The organism is Micromonospora sp. NPDC048986, assembly GCF_040649335.1.
Classification (GTDB): Bacteria; Actinomycetota; Actinomycetes; order Mycobacteriales; family Micromonosporaceae; genus Micromonospora; species Micromonospora alfalfae.
Genome location: NZ_JBEZFJ010000007.1, coordinates 143945 through 160160 on the forward strand (window position 1 = coordinate 143945; position 16216 = coordinate 160160).

The following is a 16216-nucleotide window of genomic DNA, read 5'->3' on the forward strand; positions in this document are numbered from 1 at the left end:
GATGAGGGCGTGCGCGCTGTGACGGTAAGACCAGGGGTCGCCAACTCGCTGAGCCTCGTCGAGGATCAGCCGGAGCCGGCTGCCGAGGAGGGCTCTGTCCTGGTCGAGGCGCTGGCGGTGGGGATCTGCGGCACCGACCACGAGATCATCGCCGGGGAGTACGGCGAGGCGCCGCCTGGTGCCGACCGCCTGGTCATCGGGCACGAGTCACTGGGCCGGGTGATCGAGGACTCCAGCGGCACCCTGCAACCCGGTGACCTGGTGGCGGGGATCGTCAGGTACCCCGACCCGGTGCCCTGCTCGAACTGCGCGGTCGGCGAGTGGGACATGTGCCGCAACGGTCAGTACACCGAGCACGGCATCAAGGCACTGGCCGGGTTCGCCAGGGACCGCTGGCGGGTCGAGCCGCGGTTCGCTGTCGCGCTCGACCCGACGCTGGCCCAGGTGGGCGTGCTGCTGGAGCCGACAAGTGTGGTGGCGAAGGCGTGGGACCACATCGAGCGGATCGGGCACCGGGCCGAGTGGCAGCCGCAGACCGTCCTGGTGACCGGGGCCGGGCCGATCGGTCTGCTGGCCGCGTTGCTCGGCACCCAGCGTGGGCTCACCGTCCACGTGCTGGACCGGAACACCGAGGGGCCGAAGCCGGAGCTGGTCGCCGGGCTCGGTGCCACCTACCACACGGTGCCGGTCAACGACCTGCCCTTCGAGCCGGACGTGGTGATCGAGTGCACCGGCGCTCCCACAGTGGTCCTCGACGTCATGTGCAAGGCGGCCCCCACCGGGATCGTCTGCCTGGCCGGGGTGTCCAGCGGCGGCCGGAGCATCGACTTTGACGCCGGGGCGCTGAATCGGGCGCTGGTGCTGGAGAACAACGTGGTGTTCGGCTCGGTGAACGCCAACCGACGACACTGGAGCATGGCCGCGCAGGCGCTCGCCCGCGCCGACCAGGTCTGGCTCGAGTCGCTGATCACCCGACGGGTGCCGGTGAACAGGTACGCCGACGCTTACACGCCCGGACCGGACGACATCAAGGTGGTGCTGGAGTTCGCGTCCTGAGCGACGCCGCCCGATCAGATGCCCGGCAGTCGACCGTTGCGGAACAGGTCGACGAAGAGCTGGTGGTCCTGGCGGGCACGCACCCCGTACGCATGCGCGAAATCCACCAGGTGGTCGACGAATCCCGACTCGTCGGCGTCCACCGCCGCGACGATCGCCTCCTCGGTGGAGTAGTCCACCAGGTCGTGGCTTGACTCATCATCGGCTACCGAGTGCATCCGGGCCACCGCCCGGCCAAGGTCGACGAGAACCCCGGTCAGCTCCTCCGGCTCGTTCACGTCCGACCAGTCCAGATCGGCGGCGTACGGGGAGACCTCGGCGACCAGCTGACCGGCCCCGTTCAGCTCGGTGAAGCCCAGCCACGGGTCGGCGTGCGCCTGCAACGCCCGCTGCGACTCGGCGGTCCGGTGCCCCTGGTGCTGGAAGTAGCCGCGGACCGACTCGTCGGTGACGTACCGCGCCACCGCCGGCACCTGCGCCTGCTTCATGTAGATGACGACGTCGTTCTCCAACGCCTGGGTGTGCCCCTCCAACAGCAGGTTGTACGACGGCAGCCCGGCCGAGCCGATGCCCACCCCCTTGCGCAGCACCACGTCCTTGATCCGGGCCGCCACCGGGCGCAGCCGCGTCGACGCGGTTGGCAGGGTGCCCAGGTAGTCCTGGAAGGCGGCGCTGACCAGGTCCCGGGTGGCGTCGTCGATCTCGAAGACCCCGTCGCCGATGGAGAAACGTCGCTCGTAGTTGTCAATTGTGGTCTGCGCGGCGAGCAGGTCCACGCGGGTGTTGAGCCGGGCCCGTTGGAGCACCCGGCGCAGCACCCCGTCGGCGTTGTCCAGGGTGATCGAGCCGATCGCGTCGTCGCCACCGGCGGCGATGGCCCGCAGCTCGGTCAGGTACGACCTGGCGAACCCGGCCACCAGCTCCCCGATCGCCGTGTCGGAGAGCGCCTTGCCGTACCCGAGCAGCGCCACGCTGGCCGCGAGCCGGCGCAGGTCCCAGGTGAACGGCCCGACGTACGCCTCGTCGAAGTCGTTGACGTTGAACACGAGCTGCCCGGAGGCGTTCATGTAGGTGCCGAAGTTCTCCGCGTGCAGGTCGCCGTGGATCCACACCCGGCTGGTCTGCTCGTCGGAGAACCGGTCGTCGGCGAAGTCGCCGAGCTGGTCGGCGTAGAACAGCGCGGCGCTGCCCCGGTAGAAGGCGAACGGCGACGCCGCCATCTTGCGGAACTTGCGGCGGAAGGCGGCCGGGTCGATCGCCATCGACGCGCCGAACTCGTCGGTGAGCACATCGACGATGTGGGTGGACCGCTGGTCCGCTGAGCTGCTCATAGTGCGCAGGCTAGTGCGGCGGGTCCACAACAGGGTGGTGACTCACGCTGTCAGGTGGCGGTGGGTGGGCGTACCGGCGCAGCGGTGAGCGAGTCGACCGAGCGCGGGGCGGCGGCCTCGCGGGGTGGAGCGTCCAACGGCGCGGCCAACACGTCGCGTTGCGGCACACCCCCGATGCCGGACTGCTCGGCGGCGATCTTCTCCTGCAGGCGCAGGATGCCGTGCAGCAGCGCCTCCGGCCGGGGCGGGCAGCCGGGCACGTACACGTCGACCGGGATGAGCTGGTCGACGCCCTTGGTCACCGAGTACGAATCCCAGTAGGGGCCGCCACAGTTGGAGCAGGCGCCGAACGAGATGACGTACTTCGGCTCGGGCATCTGGTCGTAGAGCCGCTTGATCGCCGGGGCCATCTTGTCGGTCACGGTGCCGGAGACCACCATCAGGTCGGCCTGGCGGGGGCCGTGGGCGAACGGGATCACGCCGAGTCGGATGAAGTCGTGCCGTCCCATGCTGGTGGCGATGAACTCGATGGCACAGCAGGCCAGACCGAAGTTGAAGACCCAGAGCGAGTAGCGACGGCCCCAGTTCAGCACAAACCGGATCGGCTCCCCGAGCACTGCCGGTAGCTGCACGACCGCCCCCTCTCCTCACCGACAGTGAATCACAGACGGCGTCCGTGCGGTCCGGCGGTGATCGGCGCGAGCGGTCCACCAACTGTCCCGGAGCCGACAAGGATCGGCAGCGACTGACGCGCAACCTACTGGCGCGCTCGCTTGTGTGACCGGTGCTGGCGAACACACCGCCCGCAGCCGCCACGGGGAGGACGAGTGCTTGTGACACGAGATGTGCGGGAGGGCGGACGCCCGCCGGACCTGCCGGGAGGCGCAACCTCCACGCCGGCGGAGCTGGTCTTCGACGACTTCTACCACGCCCACTTCCGGGGGCTTGTGGTGCAGTTGACCGCGTACACGGGTGACCGTGGGCAGGCGCAGGAACTGGTTCAGGAGGCGTTCTGTCGGGCGTACGCCCGCTGGGACCAGCTCGTCGGTTACCAGGATCCGCTGGCCTGGGTCCGTCGGGTCGCCTGGAACCTCGGCCACAACCGCTGGCGGCGGCTGCGGACCGCGCAACTGTGGCTGCTGCGGCAGCGGGAGACACACGTGGCCGAGCCGAACCCTGACCGGGTCGCTGTCGACGCCGCCCTGGCGAAACTGCCGCCGAAGCAGCGGCGGGCCGTCGTGCTGCATTACCTCGCCGACCTGACGGTCGCCGAGATCGCCGCCCAGGAACAGGTTGCCGAGGGAACTGTCAAGTCCTGGCTGCACCGGGGCCGGGCCGCTCTCGCCACACTTCTGCGCGACGCAAACGAGGAGGTGCGGGATGTCTGAGCAGGAGGTTCTCGACCTCGCCGAAGAGTTCGCCCGATACCGCCGCAGCGCGCTGCCGGAGGTCGAGGCGCCGGGGCCGGCCGCCGTTCGGCGGACGGTACGAGGCCGCAGCCGACGACGGCTGGCTGCCACTGCCACGACGGCGCTCGCCCTGTTCGGCGGGTCGGCCGTCGGATACGCGGCGATGAGCGGCAATGAGCACCGGCCCGGTCCGGTCGAGCCGACGCCGAGCGTGTCGGTGTCGCCGACGCCACCGCCGAGCTCGACCCCCAGCCCCGCCGCGACCAGTGCCAGCCCGACCACGGCTGTCCCGGACGGCCGGTTCAGCCGGGCACAGTTGCTGGGCGTGCCGGTGACGGTGCCGGCGTGGCGGGCCGGACGAGGCTGCCCGACGTCGCAGACCCGGCTTACCGCCGATGCCCGGGAAGGCGCGAACTGGCTCCTGGCGCTCGACCACGGCGACATCGACGGGGACGGCGCGGTGGAGACGGTGGCTCTCGTGCAGTGCGTACTGGGCACCCGCGGGCCGATGCAGGTGGTCGCCTTCGACAGGGACAAGGAAGGGAAGGTGACGACCGTCGGCCGGGTGGTAGCGACCACGATCGACAAGCCGCAGTGGCTGTTCGCGCTGGATGTGGTGGGCGACGGCACGGTCCGCGTTCAGGTCGGTGACATCGCTCCCGGGGGCGGTTGGCCAGCCGAGTGGTCACAGCGGCAGTGGCGCGGCTACCGCTGGAAGGGCGACGCCTTCGCCCAGGTCTCCGGGCCGACGAGCTTCGGCACCAACAAGCACGATGTCAACCTGGTCGTCACCTCAACTGATCTGACGCTGACCACCGCATCGGACGGCTCCCGGACCGGCACTGTGACAGTGCGCATCCGCAACGCAGCCACGGGTCCGGCCGCCTATGTGGCGCTGCGGCTCGGCCTGCCGGCGGCGATCCGCCCGGACGGCGACGGGTGGGCGGCCTGCCGCAACGACCCGGAATCGACCGGAGAGCCGGTCACCTGTGATCTGAACCGGCTCGAAGGGGGCAAGGAACTCCGGCTCACGCTGGGCTTCCGGGTGGCGGCGGGTGCCACCGTCGGAACCGGGAAGGCCGAGGTGGACGTCCGGCCGATGGACGCCAGCTTCGACTTCGTCGAGGAGGTCTACGACCCCGACAACATCGTCGTGATCGCGTACCGCTGACCGGTCGGGTCCCCGCTCGACGGGGACCCGACCCGCGGGTCGGATCAGCCGGCTCACCGGGTGGGCCTGACGCACTCCACCGGCGACCTCCCCGCACAGCGCCGGTGGCACGGCGTCGAGCAGGGTGTTCACCTGCGCCATCCGCCCCGGCGGTGGTCCGCGTCCGACCCCGCCTCGTCACTCAGTCCCCCACACGACAGTCGAACCACAGCGTCGGGCTGCAACCCCGAGACCTGTTCGGAGCTTCTAAGGGGGTACGGCACGCCGAGCAGGAGCGCCGATATCGGGGAGCACGGGAACGACCCCGATGAGCCAGTGGTACGACCGCCTCGGGTACGGGCCCGACGGCGAACGGGGGAGGGGCAGTGACAGTGATGACGGGAGCCCGTGCCAACGAGCCACCGGGGGCGATTGCCGCGAGGGGCGGGGAGCGCACCACGACTGTGAGCTTCGACGACTTCTACCACGCGCACTTTCGCAGCGTGACCAGCCAACTGGGCGCCTACGTGGGCGACCTCTCACAGGCCCAGGACCTCGCGCAGGAGGCGTTCTGCCGGGCCCTGGCCCGATGGGACCGGCTGGCCCGGTACGACGATCCGGTCGCCTGGGTCCGGCAGGTCGCCTGGAACCTCGCCCGGAGCCGTTGGCGGCGGCTCCGGACCGCGCGCGACCACCTGCTCCGGCAGCGGCGGACCGAGGCCACGATGGCCGGGCCGACGCCCGATCGGGTGGCGATCGACGCCGCGCTGGCCCAACTGCCGGCCAACCACCGGCGGGCAGTCATCCTGCACTACCTCGCCGACCTGCCGGTCAACGAGATAGCGATTCAGGAGGGGGTGGCCGAGGGCACCGTCAAGTCCTGGCTGCACCGCGGCCGGGCAGCGCTGGCGGGACTGCTCGACGAGAGCACCGAGGGGATGGGCAATGTCTGACATCGACCCGCGGCTACGGGAGCGGTTCGCTGCGTACCGTGCCGAGACGATCTCCCAGATCGCAGGTCCGGGACCTGATCAGGCTCGCCGTACCCTTCGTCGGCGTCGGCAGGCGAAGGCTGTGACGGTGGCCGTGACGGCGATCGTCCTGGCGGTCGCACCGATCGTCGCCAACGCCGCCCTGCGAGATGACGGATCGATTCCGACGCCGGCACAGACCGGCGAGCCGACCACACCGCCGCCGAGTGCCAGCGCACCGACGCCGTCGACCCCGCTGACGCCCAGCACCACCACGACCACGAGTCCGGCCGCGCCGGATGGCCGGATCAGCCGCGCCCAGTTGCTGGCCGCCCGCGTCGACCTGCCAGCCTGGCCGGCGCACGCGCCGCAGGACTGCGTTGCCTCGGACGTGCGGCTGCGGCCTCCGGGAAGCAGGCAGCGTGGGCCGGCACTGGCGGACGTGGACCTGGGCTACACCGACCTGGACGGCGATGGCGCAACCGAGACGGTCGCCCTGGTCACCTGCCGGCTCGGCGAGGCCTCGGCGAAACAACTCGTCGCGTTCGACCGCGACGGGCACGGTCGGATCGTGACCATGGCCCGGGTCGTCGGCACGGCCGAGGGGCTCGACGACATCACGGACGCCGCCGTCACTGAGGACGGGAGGGTGCGGGCTCAGGTGGCCGACATCCAGCCCTGCTGCTCGACGCCGAGCTACTGGGCGCAGAACCAGTGGCGGACGTACCGCTGGCACGACGGCCGGTTCACCCAGAGCGACGGGCCGAGGTCCTTCGGCAAGGATCCCCGGCTGACCGACCTGGTGCTGAGCGGGGGCGACCTCGTACTCGGGCCGGCCGGCACCGACGGGAAGCGTCCCGGCATCCTGAGCCTGAGCCTGAGCAACACGGGGCCGGTGGACGTGGCGCACGTCGGCTTCGCCGAAATTGACCACATCGGGGCGATGAGCAGGGCCGACTCGTCGATCTGCCTGCCGTGGCGGGGTGGCGACGAGTCGGGGACCACCTGCCGCACAGCCGGCCTGCGGGCCGGGGAGCGCCGGGCGTACACGTTCCACCTGCTCGTCGATCCGACGGCGCTGAACCAACCCAGCGTTCGGGTGGTGCACTTCGACGACCAGGACCGGCACTGGCAGGACCTGACCTTCAAGAACAACGTCGTGGAGGTACGGGTGGCTCCCTGATCCGGCCGATCGGGCCCGGCCGGCACCGACCGCCGGGCCCGTTGCCGCACTGTCAGCTCGGCGCCCAGCTGGGGCGTTGCAGCAGACTGACGAATTCGACCAGCAACCGCTCGCGCAGCGCCGACGGCGCGGCGTCGAGCAGTGTGTTCACCAGCGCCATCCGCTCCGGCAGCGGTGCCGCGTCCGAGTGCGCCTCGCCGCTCAGGCCCAGCCCGGCGGCCAGCCCGACGATCAGGTCCGGGGTCAGCGCCTCGGGGGTCAGCGCGCCGACAAGGGTGGCCAGCTCGGTGGGCAGCCGCACCGGGCCGGCGGCCCTGGCTGCGGCCACCGCGTCGGCCAGGTCCGGCCCGAACTCGGCTACCCGGGGGGCGACAGCGGCGGTCACTGTGAGGTGCACGCTGGCGGGCAGGCCGTCGTACGACAGCTGGGGTTGGGTGTGCCAGCCCCGCGCGGTCAGCTCGTCTACCAGGACGAACAGGTCGGGTCCGCCCTCGGTGGCGGTGAAGCAGACGACTGTCGACTCCGGTTCGGCCATCAGCCGCAAGCCGTCGACGGCCCGGACCGCGTCGGCCAGACCGACGACCGCGTCCCGGGTGATGGCGGCCAGCCGCAGGTAGCCGTCGTCGCCGATGTGCCGCACTGTGGCGTACGCGGCGGCGATCGGGCCGCCCGAGCGGGTGGACGCGACAACCGGGTTGATCATGGTGTAGCCGGGCCAGTCGGCGTACGCGAAGTACTGCGGGGCGCGCAGTGTGGCATCGCGGTGCAGCAGCACCGACACCCCCTTCGGGGCGTACGCGTACTTGTGCAGGTCGACCGAGATGGAGGTGACCCCGGGCACCGCGAAGTCGAACTGCGGCACCGGCTCCCCCAGCCGGCGCAGGTACGGCAGGGTCCAGCCGCCGAAGCAGGCGTCGACGTGGCAGCGCACCCCGGCCTCGGCCGCGGCGGCGGCGATCTCCGGGACCGGGTCCACCACCCCGTGCGCGTACGACGGCGCGGAGCAGGCCACCAGCACCGTCTCCGGGCGGATCGCGGCGGCCATCGCGGCCGGGTCGGGGCGCAGCGTCTCCGGGGAGACGGGTACGACGTCCAGCGCCACCCGCAGGTAGTGCGCCGCCTTGGCGAATGCCGCGTGCGCGCTCGACGGCACCACGATCCGGGGTGCGGCGATCTCCGGGTGGGCGTCCCGGGCGGTCTTGACGGCGAGGATCAGCGACTCGGTGCCGCCGCTGGTGACGCTGCCGACGACGTCCGGGGCGGTGGTCCCGGGGCCGGCGCCCAGCACCCGGCCGGCGGCGCCGACGAGCGCGTTCTCCATGGCCAGCAGGGACGGGAACGCGGTCGGGTCCAAGCCGTTGACGTGCGCGCTCTCCCGGTGGGCGGCGGCGGCCAGGTCGTCCAGCCCGGGCACCGCCGGGTCGTAGACGTACGCGAACAGCCGTCCCCCGTGGGTGGGCGCGTCACTCGCCCGCAGCTCCCGTACCTCGTCAAGAACCCGTTCCGCCGGAACCCCGGTGGCGGAAAGCGCCCCAGCCTCAACCCTGTTCTCGTCGATCATGGAGTCATGGTGCCCTTCTCGTGACGGTCAACGGCTTTCGTCCCCCAGCACAACTCCATGATCGACCGGGTCGCTCTGGGCGGTGAGGGTGTACCTGCGGAGCAGGAGGACCGGAGGGGCGATCAGCAGGGCCGGGATCAGCGTGAAACCGAGGAGGACACCCAGTCTCGCCGTGTCCGACTGGGCAGCCGCCGAGCCGGTGTCGGAGGACACGTAGCCGGAGAGCTGGAGCACCAGCCCGTAGATTCCCGGGCCGAGCGCCAGACCGAAGGTCTCTCCGGCGGTCCACAGCCCGGTGAAGACGCCCGCCTGCCGCCGGCCGGTACGTGCCGTCTCGTGCGCGATGCAGTCCGGCAACATGGCCAGTGCGAAGACCTGCTGTCCGGCGTACCCCACGCCGATCAGCGCCACCACGAGATAGACGGTGACCGCCGGCAGCACCGGCGCGGCGACCAGGGCGAACGCGCCGACGGCGAGAATCAGTGAGGCGACGACCAACGCGCTGCGCTTGCCCAGCCGGGCACCGATCCGGCTCCAGATCGGCATCACCAGCAGCGCCGGCCCGACGAAGCAGACGAAGAGCAGTGTCGGCCCGCTCTCCTCGTCGCGCAGGATCTGCCCGGCGAAGTAGTTGACCCCGGCCAGGATCGTGGCCACCCCGGCGGACTGCACCACGAAGCAGATCAGCAGTGCCCGGAACGGACGGTTGGCACCGGCCACGGCGAGCTGGGCGCGCAGGGTCGGCTCGCTCTCGCCCACGGTGCCGGTCGGCGCGGACCGGGTGCCCAGGAACGCGCCGAGGGCGCCGAGGGCGATCAGCGCCGCCACGAACAGGCCCATCCAGCGGTGCCCGACCACACCGTCGCCACCGGCGCTCACCACCAGCGGCGCGACAGCGCCGGAGACCAGGATGGCCAACGCCAGTACCGCGATCCGCCAGGTCATCAACCGGGTGCGCTCGGCGTAGTCGCCGGTCAGCTCCGCCGGCATCGCCACGTACGGCACCTGGAAGAAGGCGAACGCGGTGGCGGTGGCGAGGAAGGCGAAGGCCACGTACGCCACGGCGGCCGGACCGTTACCGAAGGGCGCGGCGAAGATCGACGCGAACAGGACGGCGAGCGCGAGGCCGGCGACGAGCAGGTACGGCCGGCGGGCACCCCACCGCGACCGGGTCCGGTCGGAGATCCGCCCGGCGACCGGGTTGACCAGCACGTCCCATGCCTTGGGCAGCAACACCAGCAGGGCGGCGAGCCCGGCGGCCACCCCCAGGGTGTCGGTCAGGTACGGCAGCAGCAGCAGGCCGGGCACCGTGCCGAACGCTCCGGTCGCCAGTGAACCGAGCGCGTAGCCGGCGTGCACCGAGCGGGGCAGCGCGCCGGTGGCTGATGAGCCGGCGCCCGGCGGCGTTTTCATGGGGCCGAATGTTACTCACGTTTGGCCGGCGGTCACATCCCCTCATCAGGCGACCAACCCGCCGCCCCGATGTCCACGCCCTCGCCGCGCAGCGGCACTCCCTCGGCCCGCAGCCGGGCCCGGGCCTCGCGCTCGTGCCCCGGCGGCAGTCGACCACTCGCGGTCACCACCCGATGCCAGGGCACCGAGCCGCCGTGCCGGGCCATGATGTTGCCGACCAACCGGGCCGAGGCACGTCCGGACCGCTCGGACAGCGCGTCGGCCACCCCGCCGTACGACATGACCCGGCCCTCCGGGATCCGCTCGACCAGGTCGAGCACCGCCTCGACGTACTCGTCTGGAGTCACAATCCGCCACCATATGGGAAGGCCGCCGGGCGGTGCGGCCGTGACCACGCAGAATGGTCGGGTGCGCGACGCAGTCACGACGGCCCGGCGGGTCGTCGTCAAGATCGGTTCCTCCTCGTTGACCACCGCCACCGGCGGGTTGGCCGACGAGCGCGTCGACACGCTGGTCGACACCCTCGGTCGGCTCACCGCCGAAGGGCGCGAGGTGGTGCTGGTCTCCTCCGGCGCCATCGCCGCCGGGCTCGCCCCGCTCGGGCTGTCCCGACGCCCGCGCGACCTGGCCACCCAGCAGGCCGCCGCCAGCGTCGGGCAGGGGCTACTGATCGGCAGGTACGCGGCCAGCTTCGCCCGGCACGGCCGCACCGTCGGGCAGGTGCTGCTCACAGTCGACGACGTGACCCGGCGAGCGCACTACCGCAACGCGTACCGGACGCTACGCAAGCTGCTCGACCTACAGGCGGTGCCGATCGTCAACGAGAACGACACGGTGGCCACCCAGGAGATCCGGTTCGGCGACAACGATCGGCTGGCCGCCCTGGTGGCCGCGCTGGTGCACGCCGACCTGCTGGTGCTCCTCTCCGACGTGGACGCGCTCTGGACCGGTGACCCCACCAACCCGCGCTCGACCCGGATCGCCGAGGTGCGCGACGAAGCGGACCTCGCCGGCATCACCATCGGCGGGACCGGCCGGTCCGGCGTCGGCACCGGTGGCATGGTGACCAAGGTCGAGGCCGCGAGGATCGCCACCGGCTTCGGCATCCCGGTGGTGCTCACCGCCGCCGACCTGGCCACGCCGGCGCTGGCCGGCGAACCGGTCGGCACGCTCTTCCACCCGCAGCGCCGCCGCCCGACGGCCCGGCTGTTCTGGCTGGCCCACGCCACCTCACCCCGGGGGCGGCTGCACCTCGACCCGGGCGCGGTCGCCGCCGTCGTCGGGCGGCGCAAGTCGCTGCTCCCGGCCGGCATCACAGCGGTGGACGGCACGTTCACGGCCGGCGACCCGGTGGACCTGGTGGACACCGCCGGCGCATCGGTCGCCCGAGGGCTCGTCAACTACGACGCGGTGGAGCTACCCGGGCTGCTCGGCCGCTCCACGTCCGAACTCGCCGCGGCGCTCGGCCCGGCGTACGAACGAGAGGTCGTCCACCGCGACGACCTGGTGCTGCTGTGAACCGAGGACCTTCCCACACCATTTGAGGAGTGCCGGCATGAGCGTTACCGAGCAGGCGCGACGGGCGAGGGACGCCGCCGCGGAGTTGGCCGTGGCCACGCGTACGGTCAAGGACGCCGCGCTGGTCGCGATGGCCGACGCGCTGGTGGCGCGTACACCGGAGATCCTGACCGCGAACGAGACGGACCTGGCGGCTGGACGTGAGGCCGGGCTGAGCGCGGCAGTGCTGGACCGGCTCGCGCTCGACGCGGATCGGGTGGCCGGCATCGCCGACGCGCTGCGTGAGATGGCAGCGTTGCCCGACCCGGTCGGCGAGGTGGTCCGCGGGTCCACCCTGCCCAACGGCCTGGAACTGCGTCAGATCCGGGTGCCGTTCGGGGTCGTCGGCATCATCTACGAGGCGCGGCCCAACGTGACGGTGGACGCCGCCGGGATCTGCCTCAAGTCCGGCAACGCGGCGCTGCTGCGCGGGTCGTCGTCGGCCGCGCACTCGAACGCCGCGCTGGTCGCGGTGCTGCGCGACGCGGTCGCCGGGGCCGGTCTGCCCGCCGACGCGGTGCAGTTGCTCGATGCCAGCTCCCGTGACTCGGTGAAGGAGCTGATGCGCGCCAGGGGCCTCGTCGACGTGCTCATTCCGCGTGGTGGCGCGTCGCTCATCCGGACCGTGGTCGAGGAGTCGACAGTGCCGGTGATCGAGACCGGGGTGGGCAACTGCCACGTCTACGTCGATGCCGCCGCCGACCTGGCGAAGGCCGTGGCGGTGACGCTGAACGCCAAGACGCAACGCCTGTCCACCTGCAACACCGCCGAGTCGCTGCTGGTGCACGCGGGCATCGCCGACGCATTCCTGCCGCCGGTGCTGGCCGCGTTCGCCGAGGCGGGGGTGACGGTGCACGGCTCACCCGCTGTGGCCGCCCACTCCGCCGCTGTGGTCCCGGCGACCGAGGAGGACTACGCCACCGAGTACCTGTCCGCCGACATCTCGGTGGCGGTGGTCGACTCGCTGGACGCGGCGGTCGCGCACATCCGCCGCTTCGGCACCGGGCACACCGAGGCGATCGTGACCGACTCGGCGAGCGCGGCCCGCGACTTCGTCGCGAGGGTGGACGCCGCGGCGGTGATGGTGAACGCTTCGACCCGGTTCACCGACGGCGGCGAGTTCGGCTTCGGGGCGGAGATCGGCATCTCCACCCAGAAGCTGCACGCTCGCGGTCCGATGGGCCTGCCCGAGTTGACCAGCACCAAGTACGTCGTCACCGGCGACGGCCACGTGCGCTGAAGCCCTACCCCCACTTCCGCGATCTTGCATTTGCTGTCTCGACATAAGGGGCATGTGGCCGCAAATCCGTGACAGGAACTGCAAGATCGGCGAGGTGGGGCCCGGCGTCAGCCTGTCGGCGCGGGGCGGGCCGCCCGGATCGCGGCCAGCGTGGCGTGCACGTCGAACTGGTGGCCGTCCTCGCTCTCCCACCCGCCGTCGCTGCGTTGGGTCTCGGTCAGCCGGCGCAGCGCCCGCACCATGATCCAGTCCTGTGGATCGACGCCGGCGCGGCGCAACGTGGCCGCCAGCCACGCCACGTCCCCAGGGGGCATCTTCGGCATCCGCTCGGCGAGCACCACCTGGATCCGGGCGGACTCCTGGAACATCTCCTGCCGGTGCAGCACGGCCGCGCTCAGCCAGCCGGCGGCGAGGTACGACGGCCAGCTACCGTCCGGACGCAGCCGCACGGCGAGCGAGTGGGCAGCCGCCTGCACCACCCCGGCGTACGCCCCACCGACCCGATGGTCGAGCGGACCCGAGGCCCGGGCGTCCAGGCCAGCGACGGTGAGCCAGAAGCCGGCGTTGGCCGTCACGAGGAACCCGGCCTCCGGGTCGCCGGGACGGGCCCACTCCGGTGCCGAGTCGGCCAGCGACGCGTCCTCTTCCCAACCGCCGTCGGCCTGCTGCCGGGAGGCCAGCCAGTCCAGCGCGCGGCGGGCGGCGGGACGGCCGAGCCCGCCCAGGTCGTCCAGCTCGACGAGCCGGAAACAGGTGGCGTCGATCGAGGCGACCTCGCCGCCCCAGGTGGCCGGCCAGCCGCCGTCCGGTGACTGGCCCACCTCGGCCGTCTCCAGCAACTCGGCGGGCACGGCGGTGCCGTTGCGGAGCCAGGAGAGGCGGGCGCGTTCCACCGCATCCCCATGCGCCACGACGAACCCGATCGCGGCTTCCAAGTCGACCACGGCGGAGACGCTACCTGCGCAGACGCGATGCCGCCTCGGAGAATCGGCCAGCCCGGAATGGCTGCGTCGCTCCGGCCGGACGGCCGCTCGGCGTCATCTGCGTCGATTTGCCGGGGCGGTCGCCGTGGGCCACCCCGGCGCGGCGGCGTGGCCGCGCCAGGGCCGCCCCGGCTCGATCGGTCAGTACGCGGGCAGCGACGGGTCGATCTGCTTGATCCAGGAGAGCACGCCGCCCTGCACGTGCACGGCGTCCCTGAAACCGGCCGCCTTGAGCGCGGCGAGCGCCTCCGCCGAGCGGACGCCGGACTTGCAGTGCAGCACGATCTGCCGGTCCTGCGGCAGCTTCGCGAGGGCCTCACCGGAGATGATGTCGCCCTTGGGGATCAGGGTGGCGCCGGGGATCCGGACGATCTCGTACTCGGCCGGCTCGCGTACGTCGACGAGGAAGATGTCCTTGCCGGCGTCCTGCCACTCCTTGAGCTCCAGGGCGGTGATGGTCGAGTCGAGCGTCGCCTCCTGGGCCTCCTCGGAGACCGCGCCGCAGAAGTCCTCGTAGTCTTCCAGCAGGTCGGTGACGGTCGGGTTGTCGCCGCAGAGCGCGCAGTTCGGGTCCTTGCGGACCTTGATCTTGCGGTATTCCATCTCCAGGGCGTCGTAGACCATCAGGCGGCCGACCAGCGGCTCACCGATGCCGGTGAGCAGCTTGATCGCCTCGTTCACCTGGATCGAACCGATCGACGCGCAGAGCACTCCGAGCACGCCGCCCTCCGCGCAGGAGGGGACCATGCCGGGCGGCGGCGGCTCCGGGTAGAGGCAGCGGTAGCAGGGGCCGTGCTCGGCCCAGAACACCGACGCCTGGCCGTCGAAGCGGTAGATCGAGCCCCAGACGTACGGCTTGCCCAGCAGCACCGCCGCGTCGTTCACCATGTAGCGGGTGGCGAAGTTGTCGGTGCCGTCGACGATCAGGTCGTACTGGGCGAAGATCTCGCGGACGTTCTCCCGGTCCAGCGCGGTGTTGTGGATCTCCACGTTGACCAGGGGGTTGATCTCGCGGATCGACGCGGCGGCGGACTCGGCCTTGGACCGGCCGACGTCGGACACGCCGTGGATGACCTGGCGCTGGAGGTTCGACTCGTCGACGGTGTCGAAGTCGATGATGCCGAGCGTGCCGACGCCCGCCGCGGCGAGGTACAACAGGGCGGGCGACCCGAGGCCACCGGCACCGACACAGAGCACCCGGGCGTTCTTCAGCCGCTTCTGGCCGGTCACCCCGACGTCCGGAATGATCAAGTGACGTGAGTAGCGGCGGATCTCGTCTACGGTCAGCTCGGCGGCGGGCTCGACGAGCGGGGGCAACGACACGGTGGACTCCCCGGGATCGGCGGTGTGAACCGCGCCATTGTTGCTCGCCGGAGCCCTCCTCGGCCATGAGGGACGACACGTGGTCCGCTATGCGGGAGCGGGAATAACCGACGACCCGGCAGATCAGGGGACGATGTCCCCCGCGTAGCGACGACCGTCGAGGTACGGCCAGGCGTTGGCGACGCACCCTTGCAGCCCGTACGTCTGCTGCTGCATCACCGGGGCGGGCTCCCCCGGGCCGGGGCACGCCTCGTGCTCCTCGCCGAACTCGTGGCCCACCTCGTGGTTGATGACGTACGTCCGGTAGGTGTCCAGCGAGGCGCCGTAGTCGGGGACCGCCTCCATCCAGCGGGCCAGGTTGATGATGACCTGACCGGGCAGCCGACAGGAGGTGTAGCGCTCGGTGGTCAGTCCGCCCTCGGCGCACATCCGCTCGGACGTGACAGGGGTGGCCAGGTAGATGGTGAAGTCGGCGGCTCCGGCGTCGGCCACCCGTTGCACCCGCAGCTCATCGGACGCGATCCAACTGCGCGGGTCGGCCAGCACCTCGTCCACCGTGGCGGCGAACACGTCGGCGTCCTGGCCGGCGTCTCGTTCGACGACGACCCGGTACCGGTGCAGCGGTCCATCCGTGCCGTGCACCGACGTCTCGCCGTCGGCCGCCGTGAAGCGTCCCGCTCCGACCGACGGATAGCCGGTGGGCGCCGGGTGCGCGGCCAGCCCACCGCCGTGGCCCATGCCACCCTGCGTGGTGGCCGGAGGCTCGACCGACGGCTCGCCGCCCCGACTCACCGTCACCCCGATGGCGGTCGCGAGCACGAGCAGGCCGAGCAGCATGCTGCGACGACGACGCCTGTGCATCCGGACGAACGCGGGACGCGCACCCCGGGCCGCCGACCGGGACTCGGGCGGCCGGGGCGGGCCGTAAGGGGACGACGGCGTCATAGGATCAAGCGTGCCAGATTATTCGGGCATTTCTCCGTTTTTATGGCTATTGCCGCAAGACGCCTGATGGAGGAGTCATTCGTCGGCGTGTCGG

Annotated in this window: 14 protein-coding genes and 1 pseudogene; 7 read left to right on the plus strand and 8 right to left on the minus strand. The window is 71.7% G+C overall.

Annotated elements, in window-relative coordinates:
* Positions 1–9 precede the first annotated feature (9 nt).
* Complete coding sequence (locus tag AB0B94_RS16390) at positions 10–1056, plus strand: glucose 1-dehydrogenase (protein WP_357279311.1); 1047 nt, start codon at positions 10–12, stop codon at positions 1054–1056.
* A 14-nt stretch (positions 1057–1070) separates the two neighbouring features.
* Here AB0B94_RS16390 and AB0B94_RS16395 read toward each other — a convergent pair whose 3' ends face one another.
* The gene (locus tag AB0B94_RS16395; RefSeq protein ID WP_357279317.1) at positions 1071–2387 is read right to left on the minus strand and encodes a DUF2252 domain-containing protein; all 1317 of its coding nucleotides are present in this window, start codon (positions 2385–2387) and stop codon (positions 1071–1073) included.
* Positions 2388–2437: 50 nt separating this feature from the next.
* Complete coding sequence (locus tag AB0B94_RS16400) at positions 2438–3019, minus strand: NADH-quinone oxidoreductase subunit B family protein (protein ID WP_357279322.1); 582 nt, start codon at positions 3017–3019, stop codon at positions 2438–2440.
* 240 nt (positions 3020–3259) lie between these two features.
* On the opposite strand from AB0B94_RS16400, the gene AB0B94_RS16405 reads away from it, so the two are divergent.
* From AB0B94_RS16405 to AB0B94_RS16420, 4 genes are all read left to right on the plus strand, one after another.
* On the plus strand, positions 3260–3775 hold the full coding sequence (locus AB0B94_RS16405) for a SigE family RNA polymerase sigma factor (protein ID WP_357280047.1): 516 nt from the start codon (positions 3260–3262) through the stop codon (positions 3773–3775).
* Positions 3768–4967 carry a hypothetical protein gene (locus tag AB0B94_RS16410; RefSeq protein WP_357279327.1) on the plus strand — a complete coding sequence of 400 codons (1200 nt, stop codon included), beginning with the start codon at positions 3768–3770 and terminating at the stop codon, positions 4965–4967. The genes AB0B94_RS16405 and AB0B94_RS16410 overlap by 8 nt, the downstream gene beginning before the upstream one ends.
* 365 nt (positions 4968–5332) lie before the next feature.
* Complete coding sequence (locus AB0B94_RS16415; RefSeq protein WP_357279332.1) at positions 5333–5899, plus strand: SigE family RNA polymerase sigma factor; 567 nt, start codon at positions 5333–5335, stop codon at positions 5897–5899.
* Entirely contained in the window at positions 5892–7100 is a 1209-nt protein-coding gene (locus AB0B94_RS16420) for a hypothetical protein (protein WP_357279338.1), read from the plus strand. The genes AB0B94_RS16415 and AB0B94_RS16420 overlap by 8 nt, the downstream gene beginning before the upstream one ends.
* 52 nt (positions 7101–7152) lie before the next feature.
* Here AB0B94_RS16420 and AB0B94_RS16425 read toward each other — a convergent pair whose 3' ends face one another.
* From AB0B94_RS16425 to AB0B94_RS16435, 3 genes are read right to left on the minus strand one after another with little or no spacing between them, the layout of a single operon-like run.
* A complete protein-coding gene (locus AB0B94_RS16425; protein ID WP_357279342.1) occupies positions 7153–8661 on the minus strand; it encodes an aminotransferase class V-fold PLP-dependent enzyme in 1509 nt (502 codons plus the stop codon).
* Positions 8662–8688: 27 nt separating this feature from the next.
* Entirely contained in the window at positions 8689–10074 is a 1386-nt protein-coding gene (locus AB0B94_RS16430; RefSeq protein WP_357279349.1) for an MFS transporter, read from the minus strand.
* Positions 10075–10106: 32 nt separating this feature from the next.
* Positions 10107–10421, minus strand: a complete 315-nt coding sequence (locus AB0B94_RS16435; protein WP_238666878.1) for an MGMT family protein — start codon at positions 10419–10421, stop codon at positions 10107–10109.
* 61 nt (positions 10422–10482) lie between these two features.
* On the opposite strand from AB0B94_RS16435, the gene proB reads away from it, so the two are divergent.
* Together proB and AB0B94_RS16445 are read left to right on the plus strand one after the other, a co-directional pair.
* Entirely contained in the window at positions 10483–11592 is a 1110-nt protein-coding gene (proB, locus tag AB0B94_RS16440; RefSeq protein WP_357279354.1) for a glutamate 5-kinase, read from the plus strand.
* A 37-nt stretch (positions 11593–11629) separates the two neighbouring features.
* Positions 11630–12871: a glutamate-5-semialdehyde dehydrogenase gene (locus AB0B94_RS16445; protein ID WP_357279361.1), complete on the plus strand. Its 1242-nt coding sequence runs from the start codon at positions 11630–11632 to the stop codon at positions 12869–12871.
* A gap of 107 nt (positions 12872–12978) precedes the next feature.
* On the opposite strand, the gene AB0B94_RS16450 is transcribed toward AB0B94_RS16445, so the two are convergent.
* The 3 genes and pseudogenes from AB0B94_RS16450 to AB0B94_RS16460 form a co-directional block, all read right to left on the minus strand.
* A complete protein-coding gene (locus AB0B94_RS16450; protein ID WP_357280051.1) occupies positions 12979–13866 on the minus strand; it encodes a prenyltransferase/squalene oxidase repeat-containing protein in 888 nt (295 codons plus the stop codon).
* A gap of 129 nt (positions 13867–13995) precedes the next feature.
* A pseudogene (gene moeZ, locus AB0B94_RS16455) lies at positions 13996–15244 on the minus strand (adenylyltransferase/sulfurtransferase MoeZ).
* 56 nt (positions 15245–15300) lie between these two features.
* Positions 15301–16038: a DUF3152 domain-containing protein gene (locus tag AB0B94_RS16460; RefSeq protein ID WP_357279366.1), complete on the minus strand. Its 738-nt coding sequence runs from the start codon at positions 16036–16038 to the stop codon at positions 15301–15303.
* Positions 16039–16216: the final 178 nt, after the last annotated feature.

Coding starts and splice junctions, on each gene's coding strand:
- AB0B94_RS16430 (WP_357279349.1), bottom strand. CDS start 10,074: ATGAAAACGCCGCCGGGCGCCGGCTCATCAGCCACCGGCGCGCTGCCC.
- AB0B94_RS16395 (WP_357279317.1), bottom strand. CDS start 2,387: ATGAGCAGCTCAGCGGACCAGCGGTCCACCCACATCGTCGATGTGCTC.
- AB0B94_RS16425 (WP_357279342.1), bottom strand. CDS start 8,661: ATGATCGACGAGAACAGGGTTGAGGCTGGGGCGCTTTCCGCCACCGGG.
- AB0B94_RS16410 (WP_357279327.1), top strand. CDS start 3,768: ATGTCTGAGCAGGAGGTTCTCGACCTCGCCGAAGAGTTCGCCCGATAC.
- AB0B94_RS16445 (WP_357279361.1), top strand. CDS start 11,630: ATGAGCGTTACCGAGCAGGCGCGACGGGCGAGGGACGCCGCCGCGGAG.
- AB0B94_RS16460 (WP_357279366.1), bottom strand. CDS start 16,038: ATGCACAGGCGTCGTCGTCGCAGCATGCTGCTCGGCCTGCTCGTGCTC.
- AB0B94_RS16420 (WP_357279338.1), top strand. CDS start 5,892: ATGTCTGACATCGACCCGCGGCTACGGGAGCGGTTCGCTGCGTACCGT.